Origin of the sequence: Paraeggerthella hominis (assembly GCF_021044775.1) — a bacterium.
GTDB lineage: Bacteria > Actinomycetota > Coriobacteriia > Coriobacteriales > Eggerthellaceae > Paraeggerthella > Paraeggerthella hominis.
This window is the reverse complement of record NZ_JAJNOQ010000007.1, coordinates 89,823-113,852: the sequence shown is the minus strand read 5'-3', so window position 1 is coordinate 113,852 and position 24,030 is coordinate 89,823. Positions and strand designations below refer to the sequence as shown.

At 61.5% G+C, this 24,030-nt stretch carries 24 protein-coding genes; 17 read left to right on the top strand and 7 right to left on the bottom strand.

What is annotated here, in order from left to right; translation table 11 throughout:
* The first annotated feature begins 9 nt into the window (after positions 1 to 9).
* From rplR to nagA, 9 genes are all read left to right on the top strand, one after another.
* The gene (rplR, locus tag LQE90_RS08835) at positions 10 to 378 is read left to right on the top strand and encodes a 50S ribosomal protein L18 (protein WP_114567144.1); all 369 of its coding nucleotides are present in this window, start codon (positions 10 to 12) and stop codon (positions 376 to 378) included.
* A 16-nt stretch (positions 379 to 394) separates the two neighbouring features.
* Positions 395 to 922: a 30S ribosomal protein S5 gene (gene rpsE / locus LQE90_RS08830; RefSeq protein ID WP_114567145.1), complete on the top strand. Its 528-nt coding sequence runs from the start codon at positions 395 to 397 to the stop codon at positions 920 to 922.
* Positions 922 to 1,113, top strand: a complete 192-nt coding sequence (rpmD, locus tag LQE90_RS08825; RefSeq protein WP_114567146.1) for a 50S ribosomal protein L30 — start codon at positions 922 to 924, stop codon at positions 1,111 to 1,113. The genes rpsE and rpmD overlap by 1 nt, the downstream gene beginning before the upstream one ends.
* Before the next feature lie 204 nt (positions 1,114 to 1,317).
* Positions 1,318 to 1,767 (top strand): 50S ribosomal protein L15, encoded by a 450-nt coding sequence (rplO, locus tag LQE90_RS08820; RefSeq protein WP_114567147.1) that lies wholly within the window; start codon positions 1,318 to 1,320, stop codon positions 1,765 to 1,767.
* Positions 1,761 to 3,041 (top strand): preprotein translocase subunit SecY, encoded by a 1,281-nt coding sequence (secY, locus tag LQE90_RS08815; protein WP_114567148.1) that lies wholly within the window; start codon positions 1,761 to 1,763, stop codon positions 3,039 to 3,041. Before rplO ends, secY begins: the two co-directional genes overlap by 7 nt.
* 663 nt (positions 3,042 to 3,704) lie before the next feature.
* Positions 3,705 to 4,331, top strand: a complete 627-nt coding sequence (locus LQE90_RS08810) for an adenylate kinase (protein ID WP_114567149.1) — start codon at positions 3,705 to 3,707, stop codon at positions 4,329 to 4,331.
* A gap of 133 nt (positions 4,332 to 4,464) precedes the next feature.
* Positions 4,465 to 6,597, top strand: a complete 2,133-nt coding sequence (locus LQE90_RS08805; protein WP_225749428.1) for a cytochrome C oxidase Cbb3 — start codon at positions 4,465 to 4,467, stop codon at positions 6,595 to 6,597.
* A gap of 68 nt (positions 6,598 to 6,665) precedes the next feature.
* A complete protein-coding gene (nagB, locus tag LQE90_RS08800) occupies positions 6,666 to 7,394 on the top strand; it encodes a glucosamine-6-phosphate deaminase (protein ID WP_216529461.1) in 729 nt (242 codons plus the stop codon).
* A 154-nt stretch (positions 7,395 to 7,548) separates the two neighbouring features.
* Positions 7,549 to 8,667: an N-acetylglucosamine-6-phosphate deacetylase gene (gene nagA / locus LQE90_RS08795; RefSeq protein ID WP_114567152.1), complete on the top strand. Its 1,119-nt coding sequence runs from the start codon at positions 7,549 to 7,551 to the stop codon at positions 8,665 to 8,667.
* Positions 8,668 to 8,826: 159 nt separating this feature from the next.
* Here the strand turns inward: nagA and LQE90_RS08790 are convergent, their stop codons facing one another.
* Genes LQE90_RS08790 through LQE90_RS08780 form a run of 3 tightly spaced genes read right to left on the bottom strand, consistent with a single transcriptional unit; the run spans position 8,827 to position 11,287 of the window.
* Entirely contained in the window at positions 8,827 to 9,783 is a 957-nt protein-coding gene (locus LQE90_RS08790; protein ID WP_216529460.1) for a hypothetical protein, read from the bottom strand.
* Positions 9,780 to 10,523 (bottom strand): ATP-binding cassette domain-containing protein, encoded by a 744-nt coding sequence (locus LQE90_RS08785; RefSeq protein WP_114567154.1) that lies wholly within the window; start codon positions 10,521 to 10,523, stop codon positions 9,780 to 9,782. The genes LQE90_RS08790 and LQE90_RS08785 overlap by 4 nt, the downstream gene beginning before the upstream one ends.
* Positions 10,511 to 11,287 (bottom strand): GTP-binding protein, encoded by a 777-nt coding sequence (locus tag LQE90_RS08780; protein ID WP_216529459.1) that lies wholly within the window; start codon positions 11,285 to 11,287, stop codon positions 10,511 to 10,513. The genes LQE90_RS08785 and LQE90_RS08780 overlap by 13 nt, the downstream gene beginning before the upstream one ends.
* Positions 11,288 to 11,483: 196 nt before the next feature.
* On the opposite strand from LQE90_RS08780, the gene LQE90_RS08775 reads away from it, so the two are divergent.
* The 4 genes from LQE90_RS08775 (at position 11,484) to LQE90_RS08760 (ending at position 14,611) form a co-directional block, all read left to right on the top strand.
* Complete coding sequence (locus LQE90_RS08775) at positions 11,484 to 12,104, top strand: Crp/Fnr family transcriptional regulator (RefSeq protein ID WP_216529458.1); 621 nt, start codon at positions 11,484 to 11,486, stop codon at positions 12,102 to 12,104.
* Positions 12,105 to 12,197: 93 nt separating this feature from the next.
* Positions 12,198 to 13,238 (top strand): ABC transporter substrate-binding protein, encoded by a 1,041-nt coding sequence (locus tag LQE90_RS08770; protein ID WP_231088273.1) that lies wholly within the window; start codon positions 12,198 to 12,200, stop codon positions 13,236 to 13,238.
* Positions 13,239 to 13,247: 9 nt separating this feature from the next.
* Entirely contained in the window at positions 13,248 to 14,000 is a 753-nt protein-coding gene (locus tag LQE90_RS08765) for an ABC transporter permease (RefSeq protein WP_225749426.1), read from the top strand.
* On the top strand, positions 13,997 to 14,611 hold the full coding sequence (locus LQE90_RS08760) for an ATP-binding cassette domain-containing protein (RefSeq protein ID WP_216529457.1): 615 nt from the start codon (positions 13,997 to 13,999) through the stop codon (positions 14,609 to 14,611). The genes LQE90_RS08765 and LQE90_RS08760 overlap by 4 nt, the downstream gene beginning before the upstream one ends.
* 86 nt (positions 14,612 to 14,697) lie before the next feature.
* On the opposite strand, the gene LQE90_RS08755 is transcribed toward LQE90_RS08760, so the two are convergent.
* The 4 genes from LQE90_RS08755 to LQE90_RS08740 form a co-directional block, all read right to left on the bottom strand.
* Entirely contained in the window at positions 14,698 to 15,372 is a 675-nt protein-coding gene (locus LQE90_RS08755) for an N-acetylmannosamine-6-phosphate 2-epimerase (protein WP_231088272.1), read from the bottom strand.
* Entirely contained in the window at positions 15,369 to 16,319 is a 951-nt protein-coding gene (locus LQE90_RS08750) for an ROK family protein (RefSeq protein ID WP_216529456.1), read from the bottom strand. The genes LQE90_RS08755 and LQE90_RS08750 overlap by 4 nt, the downstream gene beginning before the upstream one ends.
* Before the next feature lie 8 nt (positions 16,320 to 16,327).
* The gene (locus tag LQE90_RS08745) at positions 16,328 to 17,272 is read right to left on the bottom strand and encodes a dihydrodipicolinate synthase family protein (RefSeq protein WP_114567159.1); all 945 of its coding nucleotides are present in this window, start codon (positions 17,270 to 17,272) and stop codon (positions 16,328 to 16,330) included.
* Positions 17,273 to 17,450: 178 nt separating this feature from the next.
* Positions 17,451 to 19,058, bottom strand: coding sequence for an ABC transporter substrate-binding protein (locus LQE90_RS08740; protein WP_216529455.1), 1,608 nt, complete (start codon positions 19,056 to 19,058; stop codon positions 17,451 to 17,453).
* A 260-nt stretch (positions 19,059 to 19,318) separates the two neighbouring features.
* Here LQE90_RS08740 and LQE90_RS08735 point away from each other — a divergent pair, with 260 nt between their 5' ends.
* The 4 genes from LQE90_RS08735 (at position 19,319) to LQE90_RS08720 (ending at position 23,843) form a co-directional block, all read left to right on the top strand.
* The gene (locus LQE90_RS08735; RefSeq protein ID WP_231088271.1) at positions 19,319 to 19,816 is read left to right on the top strand and encodes a very short patch repair endonuclease; all 498 of its coding nucleotides are present in this window, start codon (positions 19,319 to 19,321) and stop codon (positions 19,814 to 19,816) included.
* A 193-nt stretch (positions 19,817 to 20,009) separates the two neighbouring features.
* On the top strand, positions 20,010 to 20,966 hold the full coding sequence (locus LQE90_RS08730) for an ABC transporter permease (protein WP_114567161.1): 957 nt from the start codon (positions 20,010 to 20,012) through the stop codon (positions 20,964 to 20,966).
* Position 20,967: 1 nt separating this feature from the next.
* Complete coding sequence (locus LQE90_RS08725; protein WP_114567162.1) at positions 20,968 to 22,995, top strand: dipeptide/oligopeptide/nickel ABC transporter permease/ATP-binding protein; 2,028 nt, start codon at positions 20,968 to 20,970, stop codon at positions 22,993 to 22,995.
* Positions 22,992 to 23,843 (top strand): ABC transporter ATP-binding protein, encoded by an 852-nt coding sequence (locus LQE90_RS08720; RefSeq protein WP_114567163.1) that lies wholly within the window; start codon positions 22,992 to 22,994, stop codon positions 23,841 to 23,843. The genes LQE90_RS08725 and LQE90_RS08720 overlap by 4 nt, the downstream gene beginning before the upstream one ends.
* Positions 23,844 to 24,030 lie beyond the last annotated feature (187 nt).

The window sequence follows — 24,030 nt, the reverse complement described above, 5'->3', positions numbered from 1 at the left end:
GGGATTATCATGAAGAAGCTTCAGAAAAAGCAAGCTGCGCTGGCTCGCCGCCATCGTCGCGTGCGCGGGAAGATCTCCGGCACGCCGGTTCGCCCCCGCCTCTGCGTTACGCGCAGCAACAGCAACATCTACGTGCAGTTCGTCGACGACGTCGCCGGCAAGACCCTGTGCGGCGTTTCCACGCTCGGTCCGGACTTCAAGGCCACGGGCAAGAGCGGCGCGACCGTCGAGGGCGCTGCTGCCCTGGGCGAGATCGCTGGCAAGAAGGCACAGGACGCCGGTATTACGGAGGTCGTGTTCGATCGTGGCGGCAACCTGTATCACGGGCGCATCAAGGCTTTGGCCGATGCTGCTCGCGAAGCAGGCCTGAAATTCTAGAAGGGGTAAATGTCTTATGGCTCGTAACAAACAAGACAACGCCGCGGTCCCCGAGCTCCAGGAGCGCGTCGTCTACATCAACCGCGTGTCCAAGGTCGTCAAGGGTGGCCGCCGCTTCGCGCTGACCGCGCTTGTGGTGGTTGGCGACGGCAACGGTCGCGTCGGCGTGGGCATGGGCAAGTCCCAGGAAGTGCCCATCGCCATCAAGAAGGGCGTCGAGGACGCGAAGAAGAACATGTTCACCGTGCCTCTGACCGCCGAGAAGACGCTTCCGCACGAGATCATCGGCGAGTTCGGCGCTGGTCGCGTGCTCATCAAGCCGGCTACGCCCGGTACCGGCGTTATCGCTGGCGGCGCTGCTCGTGCCGTCATGGAGCTGGCTGGCGTGACCGACGTGCTCACCAAGTCGCTGGGCACTGACAACGTCATGAACGTGGTCAAGGCCACCGCCGAGGGTCTCAAGAACATGGAGAGCCCCCAGGAGGTTGCTGAGCGTCGCGGCCTGTCCGTTGCTCAGATCTACGGCTGGAAGGAGCAGAAATAATGGCAGAAGCTAAGAAGACGCTGCGCATCACGCAGGTCAAGAGCGCCATTGGCTACAAGAAGGATCAGGGTGCCACGCTGCGCGCCCTCGGTCTTGGCAAGATCAACCGCTCGGTCGAGCAGGTGGACAATGATTGCGTCCGCGGCATGATCTTCAAGATCAAGCACCTCGTCGAGGTTGAAGAGATCTAAACTACGGTGCGTCGGCTCTTGGCCGGCGCACTTGCATCCTGCGCGAACAAATCCTCGCGCAGGATGCTCTGCATTGCGCTACAATGCTTGATTGGCGCTTCGGGAGAATACGAGGCGTCAATCAAGCTGTTATTGGAAGTTTGTTGGCGGCGAGCTGCCAACACCGGATGAACGATCCGGAAAAGCGACAGAAGGAGAAACAACATGGAACTCAAAGATCTTAAGCCGGCAGAAGGCTCCCGCAAGGCCCGCAAGCGCGTTGGCCGTGGCCCCGCATCCGGTACCGGCAAGACGTCCGGCCGCGGTATGAACGGTCAGAAGTCCCGTGCCGGCGGCGGCAAGGGCGTTGGCTTCGAGGGTGGCCAGACTCCGCTCGCGCGTCGTCTGCCGAAGCTGCCTGGCTTCAAGAACATCAACCATGTCGAGTACCTGCCCGTCAACGTCAAGCGTCTCGAGGAAGTCTTCGAGGCTGGCGACGTGGTGGACGGCGAGAGCCTGAAGGCCAAAGGCGTTATCAAGCATGCTGACGCGCTGGTGAAGGTTCTGGGCGACGGTGAGATCACGAAGGCCCTGACGATCAAGGTTGACAAGGTGTCTGCTTCCGCCAAGGCGAAGATCGAGGCGGCTGGAGGAAAGGTCGAAGAGCCTTGCTAAGCTCTATCATCGATGCATTCAAGGTACCTGAGCTGCGCAAGAAGATCTTGTTCACGCTCGGCATCCTCGCGCTGTATCGTTTCGGCGCGTATGTGCCGGTGCCTGGCATCCCCTTCAACGAGTTCGCGCATTCGTTCGCTGATTCGGGTGTGTCCATGACCATGCTCGACCTGTTCACCGGAGGCGCGTTGTCGAACTTCTCGGTGTTCTCGTTGGGCATCATGCCTTACATCACTGCATCGATCATCATGCAGTTGATGCAGGGCGTCATTCCTGCCGTAGGGCGTTGGGCGAAGGAGGGCGAGACCGGTCGTCGCAAGATCACGCAGGTCACGCGTTACCTGACGCTGGGCTTGGGCCTGATCAACGCCATCGGCTACCTGCTGCTGTTCAAGTCTCCTCAGTACGGCGTGGTGTTCTCGACCGAGATCCCCGAATTCGTGACCGACATTCTGGTTGTGTTCACGCTTGTGGCGGGTACGGCGTTCATCATGTGGATGGGCGAGCTTATCACGCAGCGCGGCGTGGGCAACGGCATGTCGCTCATCATCTTCGTGAGCATCGTGAGCCGCGTGCCTTCCGCTATCTTCTCGTCGGTGAACCTGTCGGCCGATACGGCCATGGGCATCGCGGTAACGGCGCTTATCGTGCTGGTGGTTCTGGCGTGCATTCCTGCGATTATCTTCGTGGAGCGTGCGCAGCGCCGCATCCCGGTGAACTACGCCAAGCGCGTGCAGGGTCGCAAGATGATGGGCGGACAGTCCACCTACATTCCCTTGAAGGTGAATGCGGCGGGCGTTATCCCGATCATCTTCGCAAGCTGCTTGATCTACTTCCCGGCTCAGCTGGCGGCGCTCTTCAACGTCGAATGGCTGACCATGGTGGCCGACGCCATCTCGTCTGGCTGGGTGAACTGGATCCTGACGGTGCTGCTGATCGTGTTCTTCGCGTATTTCTACACCTCGATGGTGTTCAACCCGGACGAGACGGCCGACAATCTGCGCAAGCAGGGCGGCTTCATTCCGGGCGTGCGTCCCGGTTCCGCTACGGTTACGTACATTAAGAACGTGCTGCATCGCGTGACGTTGCCGGGCGGCATCTTCATCGCGGTCATCGCAGTGGTGCCTACGATTATCTTCCACTTCACGGGCAACACGCTGGTTCAGGCGTTCGGCGGCACGTCGATCCTCATCATGATCGGCGTTGCTCTCGACACTATGAACAAGGTGGAGAGTCAGTTGAAGATGCACAACTACGACGGCTTCTTCAAGTAGTCCGTTCTTGCAAGATAAACGCCCCGGTCAGATGTTTGGCCGGGGCGTTTTTTGTTGCAGCCCCTCTCTCGTGTACGGGGTTTGTACAAGATTTCGATGCACGATGCACGATGCTTGTCGCCCGCTGCAGACAGCTCGCCGCCCGCTGCCAACTGCCGTCGAGTCGCATGCGACCGCCCTGCATGCGACCGCCCTGCATGCAACCGCCCTGCATGCAACCGTCCCGCATGCAACCGCCCCTTGTGCACGAAAAACCGCTCCCGCTGGCAGGTTCTGACGGTTTGAGGTCGCTGCAGTGCGCCCTGCTCGCGCTGCCGTTTTCCCTATTTTCTGTTTTGCCTGGTCACAGCGTTGGGCCGTCGCATCGCACTTCCTCGGGCGTTCGTCTTGTCGGGTCAAACGACCCCAAACCGTCAGAACCTGCCAGCGGGAGCGGTTTTTCGCGCGCAAGCGTCTTGCGGTTCGACCCGCGAGCACCCGAGCTTCAAGAACGCTCGAAGTTTCGCTGGGGCACGGGTGAAAATGCTCGACAGCCCGACGCTGATGACAGGTTGCCAGATTGTTGAGAACCGGCAACCTGTCTTTCTGTTGAAATATGCGCAGCTCTCTAAGCGGTTTGGTACAATACGGCGCATCGATTGTAAGTCGAAAGGAAATCACATCATGAACATCGTGTTGTTGGGCGCGCCGGGCGCTGGCAAGGGAACGCAGGCTGCCAAGCTGGTCGAAGAGTTCGGTACGCCGCACATCTCGACGGGCGACATGCTGCGCGCGGCCGTGAAGGCCGGCACGCCGTTGGGCAAGAAGGCTAAGTCCTACATGGACGCAGGCGACCTGGTGCCCGACGAGGTCATCATCGGTCTGGTGACCGAGCGCTTGCAGGATCCCGATACCGAGAAGGGTTTTATCCTGGACGGTTTCCCGCGCACATCCGCGCAGGCCGTTGCGCTTGACGCCGAGCTTTCCAAGCTGGAGCGCCCGCTTGACGCCGCCCTGCTTATCGACGTCGATTTCGAGGTGATCGTGAAGCGCCTGACCTCGCGTCGCATGTGCCGTGAGTGCGGCTACATCGGTACGGCTACCGACGCTTCCTGCCCGAAGTGCTCCGGCGAGATGTACCAGCGCGATGACGACAACGAGGCTACGGTGCGCAACCGCTTGGATGTGTACGAGAAGTCCACGTCTCCGCTCATCGACTACTACCGCGGCTGCGATCTGCTGGTGTCCATCGACGGCGATCGCGATGCCGATGTCGTCTACGCTGACGTCAAACAGGCGCTCGAACTGTAACATCTGCGCGACTTTCTCGTGGTATTGCCGACGGATGGGGCCTGATCTGCCCCATCCGTTGTTTTTTCCTCTATAATCCTGTCTCATCATGCCAACCGTACGAAGCAACATAGCCTACGCTTACGGCACCTTCATGCGCTCTCATCGAGCGACGGTTCGTCATATAGTGAAAAGCGTGCTGTCTATTCTTGCCATCGCGCTTCTGCTCGAAACGTTTCTGTTCAACATCAACTACTTCACGTCCGCCGGGTACAACACCATCTCGCTGAACGACAAGCTTCAGCTGCGCGAAACCACGGACGACCAGTACCAGATCACCGCCGTGAACAACGTGTTGGAGTTCTCGAACCTCAACACCGAGGTTCACAACATTTGGCTCAACTTCGATTACCGCCAGCCCGCTCAGGAACTGACCGTCAAAATCCAGTTTACCGACGAGGCGCACCATACGTACTTCGATTCGACCGAGTACACGGTGGGCGTTCCTAACGTTGCGGTATCCACGTTGTCGGATCAGAGCGAATACATCAACTTGAATACCACGGGCCTCGTGGGCAATTTGCGCATTGAAGTTGTGGGGGATGAGGTTCAGTATCCCATCAAGCTGTCCGATCTGTGCTTGAACGCGCATCATCCTTTCGATTTCAACACCACGCGCTTCATTATCACTGCGGGGCTGCTGGCTCTTGCATTTGCGTTCCGGCCTCGCTCCGCCATCTACCGCATGCGCATCGTCGACGAGCCGCGCACGTCGAAGGCCGTGATCGTCGCCACCGTGGCCATCGAGATATGTCTGCTCAGCTCATTCCTTTTCCTGGGGTCGAACCTGGTCGGCGTGGCTACCAAGGACTACAACAGCGGTTCGTGGGACGGCGTGAGCCTGGTAAACTCCTTCGAAGTGGGCGGCGACAACGCGCAGCAGTATGCAGAGCTTGCGAAGGCCATGGCGCGCGGTCAGCTGTACCTTGAAGAGGAGCCGCCTCAGTGGCTGCAGGACATGAGCGACCCGTACGACAAGGGCGCGCGCGACGAAGCGCAGAAGGAGACGGGGGAGAAATACCTCTTCGACGTTGCCTATCATGACGGGCATTACTACGTGTATTTCGGCGTGGTTCCGGTGCTGCTGTTCTATCTGCCGTTCTATTTGCTCACCGGCGCCAACTTCCCAACGGCCATCGGCGTGCTTATTGCGGTGATCGCGTTCGTGCTTGGGTGCTCGGCGCTGCTCGATCGCTTTGCGCGCTACCATTTCAAGCGGGTGAGCTTGGGCTTGTACCTGCTTCTGCAGATTCCCCTGGTTATGTGCTGCGGGGTGCTCTACCTGCTGAAATTCCCGACGTTCTATTCGCTGCCCATCGCGCTGGGCTTGGCGTTCTCGGTATGGGGCCTGTACTTCTGGATGAAGGGGCGCGCGTCTGCTCGTCCGGAGAAATGGTACCTGCTCGGGTCGCTTTGCATGGCGCTGGTGGCTGGCTGCCGACCGCAGCTGCTGGTGCTGTCTTTGCTGGCGTTTCCGTTGTTCTGGCGTCCGTACATCACGAAGCGCCGGTTGTTCTCGCCGCAGGGCGCGCGCGAGTTCGCCTGCCTCATAGGGCCTTACCTGGTGGTGGCTGCCGGTCTGATGGGATACAACTACGCGCGGTTCGGATCGCTCACCGACTTCGGGGCCAACTACAACCTTACCGTGAACGACATGACCAAGCGCGGTTGGAACATCGGTCGTTTGGCGCCGGCGCTGTTCGCGTATTTCCTGCAACCCCCTAGCGTGACGGGCGTGTTTCCGTATCTGCAAGCTGCGCCGTTCGACACCACGTACATGGGGCAAACCATCAAGGAAGCCACGTTCGGCGGCATCCTGGCGTGCCTGCCCGTCTTGTGGGTGCTTCCGTTCGCGAAGCGCATCTTGCAGCTGCGCATCAGCCAGCGCTCGACGCGCACCATAGCGGGCGTGATTATCGTACTGCTTTTCGGCGGCGTCATCGTAGCGGTTGCCGATGCCCAGATGGCGGGCATCCTGCAGCGTTACTTCGCCGACTTCAGCTTCATGTTCTTGGCAGCCGTGGTGCTGCTGGTCTTTATCGTGAACGAGAACCTAACCCCGGGCACCACCACGCAGAACCTGCTTATGAAGGTGCTGTTGACGTTGGTGACCGTTTCGGTTTTGTACAGCGCGCTGCTGTGCTTCGTGCCGGAGACGGGTTGGTACTCCGACGTGTACGATTGGGCGTACCGGAACATCATCGAAACCGCGCAGTTCTGGACCTAGCGTCCAGTGACGGCAAGCGCGACGACGTGGAGCCGTCGCGACCCTATTGTCCGAGAAGGGAATGCAGAGTGAACATCATCATCGCCGACACGTACGAAGAAATGAGCCGCAAAGCAGCCGACGTCATTGCCGATTGCCTCGCGAAGGACCCGTCCTGCGTGCTGGGCTTGGCAACCGGTTCCACGCCGATCGGGCTGTACGCCGAGCTGGTGCGCGATTGCGAAGCGGGCAAGATCAGCTTCGCTGACGCGACGACGTTCAACTTGGACGAGTATCGCGGGCTGGATCCTCGGCATGACCAAAGCTACCGGTACTTCATGCAGCAGAACTTGTTCGACCATGTGAACGTGGACGTTGCGCGCACGCACGTGCCCGATGGCTCCAACCCGGACGCCGATGCTGCGTGCGCGGCGTACGAAGAGGCCATCGCCCAGGCGGGCGGCGTCGACTTGCAGCTTCTGGGCCTGGGCCACAACGGCCATATCGGCTTCAACGAGCCGTGCGACTGCTTCCCGGTTGACACGCACGTGGTCGAACTGACGGAAAGCACCATCCAGGCCAACAGCCGCCTGTTCGATTCCATCGACGAGGTTCCGCGCGAGGCGTACACCATGGGCATCGGCACCATCATGCGCGCCGCCAAGGTGCTGGTAGTGGCGAACGGCGAGGGCAAGGCGCAGATCGTGCGCGATGCCTTCTTCGGCCCCGTCACGCCGCAGGTTCCGGCCTCGGTGCTGCAGCTGCATCCGGACGTGACGGTGATCGTCGACAAGGAAGCCGGTGCGCTGCTCGGGTAGGTTGGACTTCGGGCTGCGGGGCGCTCGCGCTTTTGCGCGAAGGGCTTGCGGCGGCTTGCTCAGTGCATGAAACGGGATCTCTGCTTGCTTGGTGGAGATCCTTTTCTTTTACCCCGCGGGTGCGAGAATGGGCGAAAACGGAAAGGATGAAGCTATGATCATAACGGGAGGAAAGGTATTCGACGGGGCTGGGTTCGTCGAACGCGAGGTTGCCGTGGTCGGCGAGCGATTCGCAGACGCTGCCGCTGGCGATGCTTCGGTTGTCGATGCGACGGGCTGCTACGTGATCCCCGGTTTGGTGGACGTGCATTTCCACGGATGCAAGGGCCACGACTTCTGCGAAGGGACCGAGGAGGCTTTCGACGTGCTGGCGCGCTACGAGGCCTCGCGCGGCGTGACGGCCATCTGTCCTGCCACGATGACGTACCCGGAAGAGGTGCTGGCTCCCGTGATGGACTGCGCCGCCGCGTACGAGGCGAAGCCCGATGGGGCGGCACTTGTGGGCATCAACATGGAGGGCCCGTACATCTCTCCGGGCAATATCGGCGCGCAGAATCCGGCGTACCTGCATGGACCCGATGTCGCTATGTTCGGGCGCTTGCAGGATCGTTCGGGCGGTCTGATCAAGCTGGTGGACGTAGCCCCCGAGGTTCCCGGGGCTTTGGAGTTCATCGAGGCAACGGCTCCGTCGGTGCGCGTGTCGATCGCTCACACGAAAGCGGATTACGAAGTTGCGCGCGCGGCTATCGAGGCGGGCGCGCGTCACATGACGCACCTATGCAACGCCATGCCCTCGCTGCATCATCGCGAACCGGGTCCCATCGCTGCGGCGTTCGACTGCCCGGACGTGACGCCCGAGCTGATTGCCGACGGCGTGCATATCCATCCCGCTATGGTGCGCTTGTTGTTTGCTGCGTTCGGGGACGATCGCATGATCCTGATCAGCGACTCCATGATGGCCGCGGGCATGCCGGACGGCACGTACACCCTGGGGGGGCAGGACGTTACCGTGCGCGGCAACCGCGCTACGCTTGCCGACGGAACGATTGCGGGATCGAACACCGATCTTATGAGCTGCGTTCGCGTGGCGGTGAAGGACATGGGCGTATCGTTGGCAAGCGCGGTGAAGGCGGCTTCGGTCAATCCGGCGCGTGCTATCGGCATCGATGACGAGCGAGGCGGCATTCAGCCGGGAAAGATCGCCGACGCCGTTGTGCTCGACGAAGATCTCAATGTTCGTCACGTCGTGCTGCGGGGTCGCCTGCTTTCGTAGAGCGGCCAAGGCGGGGCTGGCGAGGCGTACGGCAGCCGATGAGGCTGCTGCGGTGGGGCGGAGCGTGCGAGGCGAGGGCGGCGGCCCGTTTCCAGGTCTCGCCTCGCCCCGCCTGCCGCCGCCTCCTGTCTGGCCAAGCTCGACCGGGTCTCGAGAAATCTAGCCGATCACCTCGGCCGAGGGAATGTGCTGGCGGTAGAGTTCGTAGAACGTGCGGGAGTCGAGCGCGTCGATGAACGATTGACTGACGGTGAGGCAGGCATCCGCGTCGTCTTGAGTCGACGCGTGCTCGAGCGGTTGCTGCGGACATGCTACAAGGTCGCCGTTGGCCGCGTAGAAGTCGAGCAGTTCCTCGGATAGCAGCTCGCGGCATACGCGGCGCGCAACGCTCTCTTCGACTGACGTGCGCGCGCAAAAGTACGATGGCAGCAATACGGGTCCCTCGTGCGACGCTTCGAAGAACGAGTCGGTCCCGTCAGCCCGCAAGGCGTACAGCGAGGGGACCAAGGCGAAATCCGCTTCTTTGGTGCGGGCGGCCTTGAACGCTCTGATGGGCATCGCAGTAACGGTGCAGCGTTGCAGCAGCTCTTCCGCAACGGCCTTGCCGTAGCGCTCCCATACGGATTTCACCAGGATCTTTCCAGCCGAGTTGTCGATTCCCCCGAACGCTACGCGCGCGTTGCGAACCAGGGTGGGCAGAGGATCGTTCGGGATGGGCGATCCGCCGTACAGCACAAGCGGAATGGCAACTACGGGAAGCAGCTGGTCGGTGCGCTTTACAGCCTGCACGACGGCGGTGCTTTTGAGCGGGAGCCAGGTTGCGCAGTCGTGCAGAGGCCCCAGCGCATCGAACACCTTCGCGCACTCGAACACCTCCAGATCGGCCGACACGATAAGGTCGGGCATCTGCGCTCCGTCGCGTGCGAGGTAGGCGGCCATGTGCTCGTCGTATCCAAGTCCGAAAAAACGCACGACCAGATGTATACCTTCGCTTCGCAGGCGTTCTTGCAGGTTCGCAAGGTAGGCTTTCTCGAAGTTGTGCAGAATGCAGATGTGGTTCCAGTACAGCGTAACGGTTACGGGCTCTTTGCTGGAGCGTTCGTTCGATTCGTTCATGCGAGTGCTTCTCCTGTTCTCAGGGCGCTTTGGAGCGCCTTGGTTTGACGGTAGGCTTGATGAAGGCGGGCCTCCAGCTGCTCTTCGGCAGTTGTGCGGGTGCGGACGCAAGAGACGGCTCCACCCGCCATGACGATGCGTGTATCGGCCAGAAGCGCCGTATGCGGGTCATGCGTGACCACCAGCACGAGCTTGCGCGCATCAAGGAGGGCTTCGAACGCCGCCTCCTTGTCGATTCCTGCATTCTCTATCTCGTCGACCAGGACGACGGGGCTGTTGCAAACAAGCGCGATGTCGGCAATCATGAGCGCTCTGGTTTGTCCGCCTGATAGCAGGTTGAGGTTGCAGGCGGCGTCGATGCGCTCGGGCGTAATGCGGTTTGCCAGCTCGAGCACTTCGGGCGCGCTTGCGCTTGAGGCGCGACAGGCGCGATGCAGCTCGATGAACTGGTCAACGGAAACGTCCAAGACGAAGCGCATGTTTTGGCTCAGATGCGCAATGAGCGATCCGGAGTAGGAGCGACGTTGCTCTTTTCGAGGGGCGTCGCCGTCTACGAGGACGCTTCGCTTGGTGGGGGAGTCTCCTTGGACAAGCTGTTCGATGTCCTTGATGAAGCGGGTTTTGCCCGATCCGGTGTTGCCGACGATGGCGTACAGTCCGCCTGTGTGCAATTCGATGCGGTCGAACCGTTCGGGCTTTTCGTGCTTGTCGGTTCCGGGAAGTACGGTTATCTCATGCATGGACTGCCGCCTTCCTGGTAAGCGGCCAGCGGCGCTCTTTGGCATGACGTGCTTTTGCCCGGTGCCGCCGGTTGGTCTTCGAAGGTCATTTTACCCACGACGCCCTGTTGAAACGCCGATCCTACCCGGCGTTCTCCCACGCAATACGAGCAAACTCCGGACGGCATCGTGTGGCGCAGCGTGTCTCCCTCAAGCGTGGGCGGAGGTGCTTGCTCCATGATCCAGTCGCACAATTCGTCGACTCCGTAGCCGGCAAGCCCGTCGATGGCGAACACGGCGGCATGCGGATTGATACGTGCGATGTTCGCGCAGACGATCTCCCGCTCTGCCTGGGACACCATGTCGGTTTTCGACACCACGACGAAGTCCGCCTGCGTAAGCATGGGCCCTAGATGCTCGGGCGCCTTGCAGCTGGCCGTCCCGTCCACCACGCATCCTGCCAACATGTTTCGAGTGGCAGGGGAGCAGCGGTGGCAAAGGCCGGCGGTTTCTATGAGCAGGCATGAAGCGTTTTGGTTGCGCGACCACTCCCAGAGGTCGGCAAGGTTGGAGACCAGAAAATGGTCGGGGCATATATCGCCGCTGATTCCCGATACAGCAGGCAAGCCGAGTCCTGCGAACACGTGACGGTCTTCATCCGATATGCAATCGATCTTGCACAGGGCGGGCGGACAGCCCCGTTGCGCCAACGTGGGCGCCGCCCATCGAAGAACGGCGGTTTTTCCGACTGCCGATGATCCGCTGAACAGAACTACCTTGTCCATGCATCCTCCCGTCTTTCATTGCTCGGTTTCGGTCTAAGGCGCAACGCTTGCGCTCTACGATGGCGGTTTCCTCCAAGATCGTCAGTATCAAGTGAGACGCTTTCGCTAAAAAAGTTTTCCAAAGTTAACTATTTTGTGGTGTAATGAGCCTTGGTAGGTGCCGTTTGCTGAACGTCGGAAGGAGGTGAGTCATACGGTGGCTGACATTGCGAAAGCGCTGGAGCACTCCGAGCTGTTGCGCGATGTTCGAATCGACCCGCAGCGCGTGCGTGCGAAACGGTTGCGCACCGGCCAGATGGTGGTTGATCGAGCGGGCGACGTTTCCTGCGTCGGATTGGTCCTGCGAGGAGTGATCGACGTGTACAGCGTTGCGTTCGACGGGTGCGAAATCAGACTGTCTTCCCTGTACGAAGGGGAGATGTTCGGAATATGCAATCTGTTTGCCCCTAACGACTTGACGACGGTGCTGCGCAGCCGCAAAGGCTCGGACGTGCTGTTCATTCCCAAAGAGTACTTGATCGAGTTGATGAACAACGACGGCGAGCTGATGTCACGCTACCTGGTGCTCTGCAACAGCAAGATTCAGTTCCTTTTGCGCCGCATCGAAGAGCTGACCATGCAGACGTCGCGCATGAAGCTGCTGAGTTATCTGCGCGATCGCGCGACATGCGACGGACTGGTCATGTTTGAGGGAACTCGCGAAGAAATGGCTCGTTACCTGGGAATAAGCAGAGCGACGCTCTTTCGCGAAATCGCTCACCTGAAACGCGAGGGAAGCGTGGTTTCCCGCGGAAACGATCTGTACGTGCGAACGTGAGGTGCAGCCATGCGCGAACTTCCCTTGGCGCGCGGTCGTTCAGGTGATTCCATAGGCGCTTTCGAATCGGAAAAACAAGAGAAAGAGGTTTTCATGGTACTGAAGAAGGTTTGGGCGTTTGCCGCCGCTATGGCCCTGAGCGCCTTTATGCTGGCAAGCTGCGCTTCGGGCGGCGCCTCCGCGCCCTCGGCGGGAACCGAAGAAGGCGCTTCTGCGGAAGCGGCTGCTCCGGTTGACGTGCGCGCGGTTGCGCTGAAGGGCCCCACGGCTATGGGCTTGGTGAAGTTCATGGACCAGGTTGACAAAAGCGAGGCGACCGACAACAACTATTCGTTCGATATCGCTGCGTCGGTTGACGAGGTAGTTCCCAAGATAGCCAAGGGCGAGGTCGACATCGCAGCCGTGCCCGCGAACCTGGCATCGGTTCTGTACAACAACACCAACGGCGAGGTGCGAGTTCTGGCCATCAATACGCTGGGCATCCTGTACATCTGCGAAACCGGAAACTCCGTGCAGACCGCAGCCGATCTGAAGGGCAAGACCATTTACGCCGCGGGCAAGGGCGCAACGCCGGAGTACGCTCTTTCCTATATCCTGGAAAGCAATGGGCTTGTGCCTGGTCAAGATGTGACCATAGAATGGAAGAGCGAGCATGCCGAATGCATCGCAGCTATGGCTCAGAACCCCGATGCTATCGCCATGCTTCCCCAGCCCTTTGTGGCGGCAGCTCAGGCGAAGAACGCCGACATTCGCGTTGCGCTTGACCTGACCAAGGAATGGGACGCGCTGCAAAAAGATGCAAGTGCCCCGAGCGCGCTGGTGACCGGCGTAGCGGTTGCGCATGCGTCGTTCATCGAGGAGAACCCCCAGGCGGTGCAGGCGTTCATGGAGCATTACCGCGAGTCGGTTGATTTCGTCAACGCCAACGTCGACCAGGCCGCCGCTTTGGTGGGATCGTACGACATCGTTCCCGAGGGCGTTGCGAAGAAGGCTTTGCCGGGGTGCAACATCGTGTTTTTGAGCGGCTCCGACATGAAGGACAAGCTGTCTGGCTACCTGAACGTGCTGTCCCAGCAAAATCCCCAGTCGGTTGGCGGCTCGCTTCCCGCTGACGACTTTTACTACGGGGCGTAAGGGGCTTACGTGACGGGCAAAGCGCTCGGTATCGTATTCCCGGTGGCGTTTTGGCTGATCGTGTGGCAAGTTGCCAGCATGGCGATAGCCCAGGAGGTGCTGTTGGTGTCTCCTGTGGCTGTTGCCATGCGCTTGGCGGAGCTGGTGCAGACCGTGGATTTCTGGGGCTCGATAGCCGTATCCCTTTCTCGTATTGCCGTAGGGTTTTTGCTGGCTATGGTGCTGGGCACCTTGCTGGCGGCGCTGTCCTCCCGCTTTCAGTGGGTGCGTCGCTTGCTGGCGCCGCTTGTGCAGGCCGTCAAGGCCGTGCCTGTGGCTTCGTTCGTTATCCTGGTGCTCATTTGGGTGTCATCTGCCAACCTGTCGATCGTCATCTCGTTTCTGATGGTGTTTCCCCTGGTGTACGCTAATGTTCTGGAGGGTATCCGGCAGGTTGATCCGCAGCTTTTGGAAATGGCCCAGGTGTTTGACCTAAGCCCTCTTGCACGGTTGCGCTACCTGTACTGCTCTCAAGTGCTGCCGTACTTTCAGGCAGCAAGCTCGCTTGCTCTTGGCATGTGCTGGAAGGCGGGTATTGCCGCAGAGGTCATCGGGCTTCCCAGTTTCTCCATCGGCGAGCGTCTTTACGATGCGAAAGTCTACCTGAACACCCCTGATCTGTTCGCATGGACGGTTGTCATCGTTCTCATCAGCCTGGTGTTCGAGCGGTCGTTCGCGAAGCTGCTTGCACAGGCCGTGGCGAAGGTGGAGGAGATGCGATGAGGTTTGTCGACGTGACGAAGTCCTATGGGAACACCGTTGTCATGCAAGGATTCTCGGCGGATCTTCAAGACGGTGCGGTTCACTGTATTCTAGGGCCGTCGGGGTGCGGGAAAACCACCTTTCTCAGGTTAGTGCTTGGGCTTGAGCAACCTGATCAAGGGCTTGTCGAGAAGGCGGACGATGCTCGATGCGTTGCCGTGTTCCAAGAGGACAGGCTCTGTGAAAACCTCAGCATTTCCGCGAACATACGCTTGCCGCACGGACGGCTTGATCCGCAGGCGCGGGAGGTGCTGCGTTTCGATATGGAACGTTTGCTGGACAAGGTGGGCTTGGCCGGATTGGCTGGACGTCCGGTGCACGCGCTTTCGGGCGGCATGAAAAGACGGGTCGCTTTGCTGCGAGCCGTCATGGCGCCAAGCAGCGTTATCGTGTTCGACGAGCCCCTTAAGGGCCTTGACGGCGAAACGAAGCGCCGCGTTATGGAAGTTCTCGCACCTTTGCTCGAAGCAAAGACCGTGCTTTGGGTGACGCATGATCCGGCTGATCAGGCGTACTTCGAATCCCCTTACGTATGGACCATGTCTTCCGGAGCCTTGCGAAGGCGAGGGTGAAACGAAACGGGAAGAAAGCGGTGAAGGGGGAGTGAAACGAAATGGGGAGCAGGGCCGTTGCCGTGCTCCCCATTTCGTTAAGCGGTTTACGCGATTGCGTTCGCGAACCAGGTGGTGATGCTTGTCGGGTGCGTGATAGCGGTCCCGACGACGATGGCGAACGCTCCGGCGTCCATGGCTGCCTTCGCGTCGTCGGTGGTGTGGATGCGGCCTTCGCAGAACACCGGCACGTCGCCTGCCGCGGCAACGGCTTCCTTCAGGAAGTCCAGATCGGGGCCGTCGGTTTTCGCGAGGCCTCCCGGCACGTATCCGGCAAGCGTGGTGGATACGATGTCGCAGCTCGCTTCGAGCGCGCGATGGACGTCTGCCATGCAGGAGCAGTCGGCCATGACCAGCGTTTCCCCGCGCAGGGCTTCGACGGTTTCCTTGAACGTGCGGCCGTCGGGGCGCGGTCGATCGGTTGCGTCAAGGGCAACCACGTCGGATCCGGCGCTTATGCAGGCGCGCGCATGGCGCAACGTGGGCGTGATGTAGACGCCTTCGTGTCCCTCTTTCCACAGGCCGATCACGGGGATCTCGACTCGTCCCTTGATAGCCGCGATGTCGGACAGGCCCTGGCAGCGGATAGCGGCCGCACCGCCCAGTTCGGCGGCGCGCGCGATCTGGGCCATGGTTTCGGGGTGGCGCATAGGCTCGCCCATATATGCCTGGCAGCTTACGATGAGCTTGCCGCGAAGCGATTCGATAAGCGGATTGATCACAAACGTCCTTTCAAGGTGTCCAGCAGGTACTCGGCTGCCCCGATAAGGGGCGCGTTGTCTTTGAGCGTTGCGTCAACGATGGGCAAGGCATGCATCACGGCGGGGGCCTGTCGCTCGAACGCCGCTTGCACGGCGGCGCGCCACGCGGGCCCGGCGTTGCAGACCGACCCCGAAAGCACCACCAGTTCGGGGTCGAGCAGGTCCGTCCAGGTGGCGATAGCTTCTCCCAGGGCCGAACCCGCTTCTTCGATGATGCGGCGGGCAAGCTCTTCTCCCTGCAAGGCGCGCTGTGCGATCTCGCCGCCGGTCACGGGGTCTCCTCCCGCAGCCGCATAGCGGCGCTCGATGCCGCTGCCAGCGGCAATCGATTCCAAATCGCTGGCGTTTCCGCAGGTACGCGGCTCGCCCGAAGCGTCGGGACAGGGGGTGCGTCCCAGCTCGCCGGCGAATCCGTGGGCGCCCAGCAGCACGCGCCCATGAGCGACGATGCCGCCGCCCAAGCCGGTTCCTGCGGCAACCACCAAGCAGGTTTGGGCTCCCCGGGCCGCCCCCCAACGCGCTTCGCCCAAGGCGTGCGCTTTCACATCGTTGAGGACCGCCGTGGGAAGACCGTGAGCGTGCGCAAGGCGATCGGCGACGGGCTGTCCGGTCCAGCCGGGCATAAGCTCGTTGGCGTAAGCGATGGATCCGGTGTGCGCATCCACGCATCCGGCCGTGCCCACGCCAATGCCCGCAATGGGCCCTGCGGCGCTGGCCAGCACATCGCCGACCAGGTCGCAGAGCGTGTCGAGCACCGCGACGCCTCCGCGGGCCGCGTTCGTTGGCACGCTACGGCGTCCTTCGATGACGGGTTCGGCGGCAGGGGAGCTGTAATGTGCAAGCGCCCCTGCCATTTTCGTGCCGCCGACATCGACGACGGCTACGGTGCACGGATACTCGACGTTCATGCAGCAACCTACTTGCGCACGGGCGCGTCGCCGTCCATAAGGCCGGCGCGCTTGAGCACGTTGACGATGGTCTCCACGTCTTCGCCTTCCAGGGGCTGGACGGGTTCGCGCATCTGGTTCGTGTTGAACACTTCCATCTGCCACAAAGCCGTCTTGAACGCGCCTACGCCGGCACCGAAGCCCACGGTGGCCTTCACCTGACGGGTCAGGAACATGAGGCGAGCCAGGTGATCCTGCAGCTCCTTCACGCGGTTCCAGTCGCCAGCCTGAGCGGCGCGCCACTGCTCGACGTAGCTTACCGGGTCGAGGTTCGCCAGGCCCGGCACCGATCCGTCGGCACCGGCCAGGTACGCGCCGTCGACGCAGACCTCGTGGCCGGTCAGCAGCTGCAGCGGATGGCCGGCGTCCTCGTTCTCGAGGCACAGCCAGCGGAACGACACGTCGTCGCCGGAGGAGTCCTTGACGCCCTGCAGCACGCCGTCGGTGCCCAGGCGCACAAGCATCGTGGGATCGAGCTTGGTGTGCACGCATACGGGCAGGTCGTAGGCGAACAGCGGCAGATCGGTCTGCTCGCGGATGGCGCGGAAGTGACGCTCGACTTCCTTCGGGCCGCCCAGCGCGTAGAAGGGAGCGGTGGCAACCAGCGCATCGACGCCGTAGCCGGCGGCGCGCTTGGCCTGGTCGACCACGCGCAGGGTTTCCATGTCGATGATGCCCGCCAGCACCGGCACGCGGCCGTGCACCATGGCCACGGCTTCCTGCAGCACGTGGTAGCGCTGCGCGTCGGTCAGGAAGGCGACCTCGCCCGAGGATCCCAAGAAGAACAGGCCGTCGACGCCTGCCTCGATCATGCGGTTGATGGAGCGCTCAAGCGCTTCCAGGTCGAGCTGTCGCTTCTCGGTCAGCGGGATGACGACCGGGGGGATTACGCCGCGAAACGGTGAATCAGTCATGGGTTTAAAGCCTCTTTTCCGTGTCTGTATGCAAACGGTAAAAGAATAGACCGCTCTTGTGGGCACGTCAACGAACAAGGGCCTGTTGCCACAGGAAAATCGCCTTGTTGCAACAAGAAGGCCCGCCTCCTTGCGGAAGCGGGCCCGTGCGGTGCTTGGTATGGTGCGAAGCGGTTGCTTACGCCTTGGCGCTTGCGCCCAGGAAGACCAGGCCCGTCGTCGCGATCGGCTGGAAGCCGGTGATCGTGGCGGACTGGTAGCCGGTCGCCAGCTCGCGATGGAACAGCGGGTACAGCGGCACCTGCTCGGACAGCAGATCGAAGCACTTGTTCCAGATTTCCTGCTGGTCCTTGCCGGTGGCCTCGCGAGCCTGCTGCATCATGGTCTGCAGCTCCTCGAACTTGCCGTCGCCAGCCTTCTTCCAGCAGCTGCGGCCCTGGGTCCACACGTTGTCGCCGTACCACCAGGACATCAGCAGGTCGGGGTCGTTGCCGAAGCAGGTCGGGTCGCCCGGGGTCAGCATGACGTCGTAGGGCAGGACGCTGTCGGACTCGGCCAGGGAAGCCCAGTCGATCTTCGTCTCGTTGATGGTGCAGTTCAGGCCGATGGCGTCAAGGTCGTTCTTGACCTGGGCAGCCAGGTTCTTCACCCAGTTGTTGTTGGTCATGAGCTCGAACTTGAGGTCGGTCACGCCAGCCTCGGCGAGCAGGCTCTTGGCCTTCTCCGGGTCATAGGTGTACACCGTGGAAGCCTGATGGTAGTTCGGGTGCTCCTTGGGCAAAAAGCCGGTGACAGCGGAGGCATGGCCGTCCATCGCGTTGGCGATGAGCTTGTTCGTGTCGATAGCGTAGAAGAACGCCTGACGCACGCGAGGATCGTTGAACGGCTCCTTCAGCGTGTTGAACATGAAGAACGGCTGGTTGAAGCCCTGGATGTACTCGACCGTCGCGCCGGCGCCCACCAGCTGGTCGGCGTTGGCGTCGGGCACGTTCTCCATAACCTGAACCGTGGCCTCCTGCAGCGCGGTGGTGCGGGAGGTGTCGTCAAGCAGGACGTCCCAGTGCATGGAGTCGGCCGTGGCCGGCAGCGAGCCGTTGTAGTGCTCGTTGGGAACGAACTCGATCGCACCGCCGTCGTCGCCGTTGATGCTGGCGTACGCCCACGGGCCAGAGCCGATCGGCTTGGTCTTCAGGTCGTCCTCGGACAGGGCGGCGGGGAAGACCTTGACCACGCTCAGGCGGCCTTCGAGCAGGCTCTCGAAGGGATACTTCAGCGTGAAGGCGATGGTCTTGTCGTCCTTCGCGGCAACGGCGGAGATGAACGACAGGAAGGCGCCGTAGGTGGCGTCGGCCATGTTCTTCTCGAACGCGTTCACCACGTCGGCGGCGGTCACGGCCGAGCCGTCGGAGAACTTGGCGCCGTCGCGCAGGGCAACCTCGTACTCGGTGTCGGAGACCTTCGTCGGCTTGGCGGCAGCCAGCGCGTTGTAGGTCTTGTACGTGTGCAGGTCAAGGTCGTACAGACCCTCGAACACGTGCCACGTAGCGCCCAGCATCAACGCGGAGCTGTTGCCAATCGGGTTGACGTTGGTGGAGCTGTAGGCGCACGCGCCCGTCAGCTGGCCGCCCTTGACCGCAGCGCCGGCGTCGGTGCCAGTGCCTTCGGCCGGCGTTTCGGCGTTGCCGCCGCCGCAGCCGTACAGGCTGAGGCCTGCTGCCGCTGCTGCGACAGCGCTGCCCGCCAGGAACGTGCGGCGGGACAAAGATGCATTCTTATGCTGTTCCATTGGTTTCCCTCCATTTCGGTTTCGAGGCATCCGCGCCTCGATTGCACGCGCGTGATTGGGCACGCGCACAACAGCAGTGCCCATTATCGGGGAAAACCTACAGAAAATAAAGGACTTGTGCTTTTGAAGTTGCGGACAGGTTTGTTATTGCTAGTGAACGAGCAGGGAATATGAGTGGTATCATGCGCCCCATGAACTCCACTCTCCATAAAAGTAACGCGTATGCAACAAACGACGAGATGCCCGCAGAAGGCTTTGCGATGGCAGTGCGCATGCTTTCGCGCCCTGCGCTTCCCGCTCCCGCGCGCCTGAAAGCCCCTCCGGCTACGAACGAGAACGTGCGCAAGTCCATGTTGGGAAACCGGCGAAGCAACACGAAGCCGGAGTTGCTCGTTCGCCAGCGCTTGCGCGCTGCGGGGTTGACGGGCTACCGTCTGCAATGGAAGGTTCCCGGGCATCCGGACATCGCGTGGCCGGGCAAGCGCATAGCTATATTTGTTAACGGGTGTTTTTGGCATCGCTGCCCGCGATGCAAGCCGTCCATGCCTAAAAGCAACGCGGAGTACTGGGTGGTGAAGTTCCAGCGCAACGTGGAGCGGGACGAGCGAAGCCGCGCGGCGCTTGAGCAGATGGGCTGGACCGTGCACGTCATCTGGGAATGCCAGCTCAAGAAAAAGGAAATCGACGCCACGTTTGCCGCGCTGCTGCCCGTGCTGGCGGAAGAGCTGGGCAAGCCGCTCAAGTCCGATGGCGCCTAAGCGCGTCCAAAGATTACAAAAAACACTCCGTTTTCCGACAATCTGACCACATATTTCTTGTGCAGCTATACCCAAGATTCATATAGAATGCCTAATGGATGTTTGTGCGCGGGCCGCATTCGGCTGAAAACGGCCCGCGCACAAAGCCAGTAATTGTCAAAGCGTAAGAGCCGTAAAACGAAAGGAGGACGCGGTGAGCAACCTGCTACGACTGATCGGAAGGCGCCTGATAGCGCTGCCGATCATGATCTTCGGCGTGACCATTCTCGTGTTCTTCATTATGGCGCTGTCTCCTATTGACCAAGCTTATTCGGTCTTGGGCGAGAACGCCACCGAGGCGCAAGCCGAGCAGTACCGCGAGGAGCACGGGTTGAACGATCCGGTGCTCGTACAGTATGGAAACTATATGGCCGGCCTGTTCCAGGGGGACATGGGAACGTACGGTGCTAACAAAGCAGCCGTATCCGACCGTATCGCCGAAGCGCTGCCGGTCACGTTGCAGCTGACGTTCCTCGGTCTGATCATAGCGGTCTTTTTCGCGGTGATATTGGGCGTTGTTTCAGCGCTGTACCGCGATCGATGGCCCGACCAGATCATCCGCGTCTTCTCGATCGCCTGCATCGCAACGCCTTCGTTCTGGCTTGCAGTGCTCATGATCCTGCTGTTCTCTTCGATGCTGCACCTGCTGCCGGCGTCGGGTCCGCTGCCCACGATATCGCAGGATCCGGCAGGGTGGCTCGCTCGCATGGCCATGCCGGCCATCGCGTTGGCGGTCCCCGTTACCGGCCAGCTGACGCGCGTTATCCGCACGTCGATGGTCGAGGAGCTGGACAAGGACTACGTGCGCACGGCGTTGGGCGCGGGCATTCCGAAGAGCGTCGTCGTAGCGCGCAACGTCTTGCGCAACGCGCTCATCACGCCGGTTACGGTTCTGGGTCTGCGCATCGGCTACCTGATCGGCGGCGCCGTGGTCATCGAGGTTATCTTCAACCTCCCCGGCATGGGCATGGCCATTCTTTCGGGCATCCAGAACAGCTACGTTTTGCTGGTTCAGGGCGTCGTGCTGGTGGTGGCCATCACCTTCATCGTTATCAACATCATCGTGGATATGCTTTATATCCTGATCGATCCGCGAATCAGGACGGTGTAGCATGGTTCAGTTACGAGGAAACCTTACGAAGAAAATGGAGGCCAACCCGGGCAAGGTTCGCTTCCGTCGCTGGAAGGCCATGGGCATCGGCTCGCGCATCTCGCTTGTGGTGCTGGTGCTGGTCGTTATGATCGCCGCGTTTGCGAATATCGTTGCCCCGCATGATCCGCTGGCTATCTTCACGGCGCGCCAGGCTCCTGATGCGCAGTTCCTGTTCGGTACCGACGACAAGGGCCGCGACGTTTTGTCGCGCATGATGTACGGTGCGCGTTACTCGCTCATCATCGGCATCGGCGCTACGGGCTTTGCGCTTGTGTGCGGCTCGATCATCGGCGCTATCGCCGCCGTGTCCCGCAAGTGGGTCAGCGAAGTCATCATGCGCGTGCTCGACGTCATCATGTCGTTCCCGGGCATCGCCTTGGCCGCCACGTTCGTCATCGCGTTCGGTAACTCGCTGGCAACGTTGATCTTCGCCATCGGCTTTCTGTACATTCCCCAGATCGCCCGCATCGTGCGCGCGAACGTGGTTTCGGAGTACAACCAAGATTACGTCCGCGCCGTCGTCGTAAGCGGCGCTCGCGCCCCGTGGATCCTGGTCAAGCACGTTGTGCGCAACTGCATCGCCCCGGTCATGGTGTTCACCATCGTGCTGGTGGCCGACGCGATCGTGTTCGAGGCGTCGCTGTCCTTTATCTCGGCCGGCATCCCCGAGCCTACTCCCACCTGGGGCAACATTTTGGCTGACGCCCGCAACGGCGTGCTGTCCGGTCGTTGGTGGCAGGCGCTGTTCCCGGGTCTTGCCATCATGATCACGGTTCTGTGCCTGAACATCCTGTCCGAGGGCATCACCGACGCCATGGCCGCCGCTCCCAAGGCTCCGGTCAAGGCTGACGACTCCGCCGTGCTGGCCGAGCGCGAAGCCGACAAGATGGTTGCCGACCCCACGCTGGCGTACGCCGCTCAGGCCGACATGCTGGAGAAGCGCCTGATGCAGCTGCAGACCATCGAGAAGACGCGCACCGATCGCTTTGAGGCTCGCACCGATGTGCCGCCTATTTTGGAAGTCAAGGACCTGTGCATCAAGTTCCCGCGTCACGGCGACGTGAACGTGGTGGACCACGTGAGTTTCGTGGTGCGCCCGCGCCAGACCATGGGCTTGGTGGGCGAGTCCGGCTGCGGCAAGTCCATTACGTCGCTGACCATCATGGGCCTGCTCGATCCGAAGGCAACCGTCACGGGCGAGATCCTGTACGACGGTCAGAACCTGCTGGCCATGGACCAGAAGCAGATGAACGCTCTGCGCGGCCGCGAAATCGCCATGATCTACCAGGACGCGCTGTCTTCGCTCAACCCGTCCATGCTGATCAGGGCTCAGATGAAGCAGCTGACCAAGCGCGGCGGCACCCGTAGCGCCGAGGAGCTGCTGGAGCTGGTGGGCCTTGACCCGAAGCGCACGCTCGACTCCTATCCGCACGAGCTGTCGGGCGGCCAGCGTCAGCGCGTGCTCATCGCCATGGCGCTCACGCGCGACCCGAAGGTCATCATCGCCGACGAGCCCACTACGGCTCTTGATGTGACCGTGCAGAAGCAGGTCATCGACCTTTTGAACAAGCTGCAGAAGGAACTGGGCTTCGCCATGGTGTTCGTCAGCCACGACCTGGCGCTTGTCGCCGAAGTGGCGAACTCCATCACGGTTATGTACGCCGGTCAGGTGGTCGAGCAGGGTCCGGTGTCGGACATCCTGTGCCACCCCGTGCACGAGTACACGCGCGGACTGCTGGGCTCGGTGCTTTCCATCGAAGCCGGCGGCGACCGCCTGCACCAGGTTCCCGGCAGCGTTCCCAGCCCGAAGGACTTCCCTCAGGGCGACCGCTTCACGCCGCGTTCGAGCCATCCCGACAAGGTGTCGCAGCTGCGTCCCGTGCTCAAGCGCGTCGAAAGCACCGATCATTACTACGCCGAGCTGCCTGACAGCGAACTCAAGCGCCTTGGCATCAAACCGTACGTTCCTGGAGGTGTGCTGCTATGAGCGAACTCGAAACGAACGTGGCGAACGCTTCCGCCGCCGACGGGCAGACGCCCATCATCTTCCTCGACGACATCCGCGTGACGTTCAAGACGCGCACCGGCTCCATCCTGCACCCGAACAAGGTGCAGGCCGTCCGCGGCCTGACCCTCAAGCTGATGCCGGGTCAGACCTTGGGCATCGTGGGCGAGTCCGGCTGCGGCAAGTCCACCACGGCCAACGTGATGTGCGGCTTGCAGCAGCCCACGGAGGGCCGCGTGTTCTTCAAGGGCGAGGACGTTACAAAGCGCTCCGCCGCCCAGCGCCGCTTGATCGGCCGCGTGATCTCGGTGGTCTTCCAGGACCCCGCCACGGCGCTCAACGCGCGCATGAGCGTGCACGACCAGCTGCTTGACCCGCTGGTGGTGCACAAGGTGGGCGACAAGACGTCTCGCGAGGCTCGCGTGAACGAGCTGATCGAGATGGTCGGCCTGCCGGGGTCGGTGCTCGACGCGCTGCCGGGCCAGCTGTCCGGCGGCCAGCGCCAGCGCGTGGCTATTGCGCGCGCCCTGTCGCTCAAGCCCGACGCCATCATTGCCGACGAGCCCACGAGCGCCCTTGACGTGTCCGTGCGCGCACAGATTCTGAACCTGCTCATGGACCTGAAGAAGGAGCTCGGCCTGTCCATGGTGTTCATCAGCCACGATATCCAGACGGTGCGCTACATTTCCGACCGCATCATCGTGATGAACGCGGGCGAGGCTGTGGAAAACGGCACCGCCAAAGAGGTGTTCGAACATCCGAAAGACGACTACACGCGCTTGCTCTTGGGGGCTGCGCCCTCGCTGCTGCACCCCGATTTGGGCAAGTAGCGTCTCGGTTCTTGGCAAGCGCTGCTTGCGGAACGCATGCGCGATGAAGCTGGTTCGAGCCCGTCTCCTCAGGGAGGCGGGCTCTCTTTTTGCAGGTGCTGCTTGCGCGCGAGTCAGGCCGTTTGCCGACGAGTGCGCCCGCGACATGCCGTCCGGTGCGTCCGCCGCGCTGCGAGGCGAATTCGTA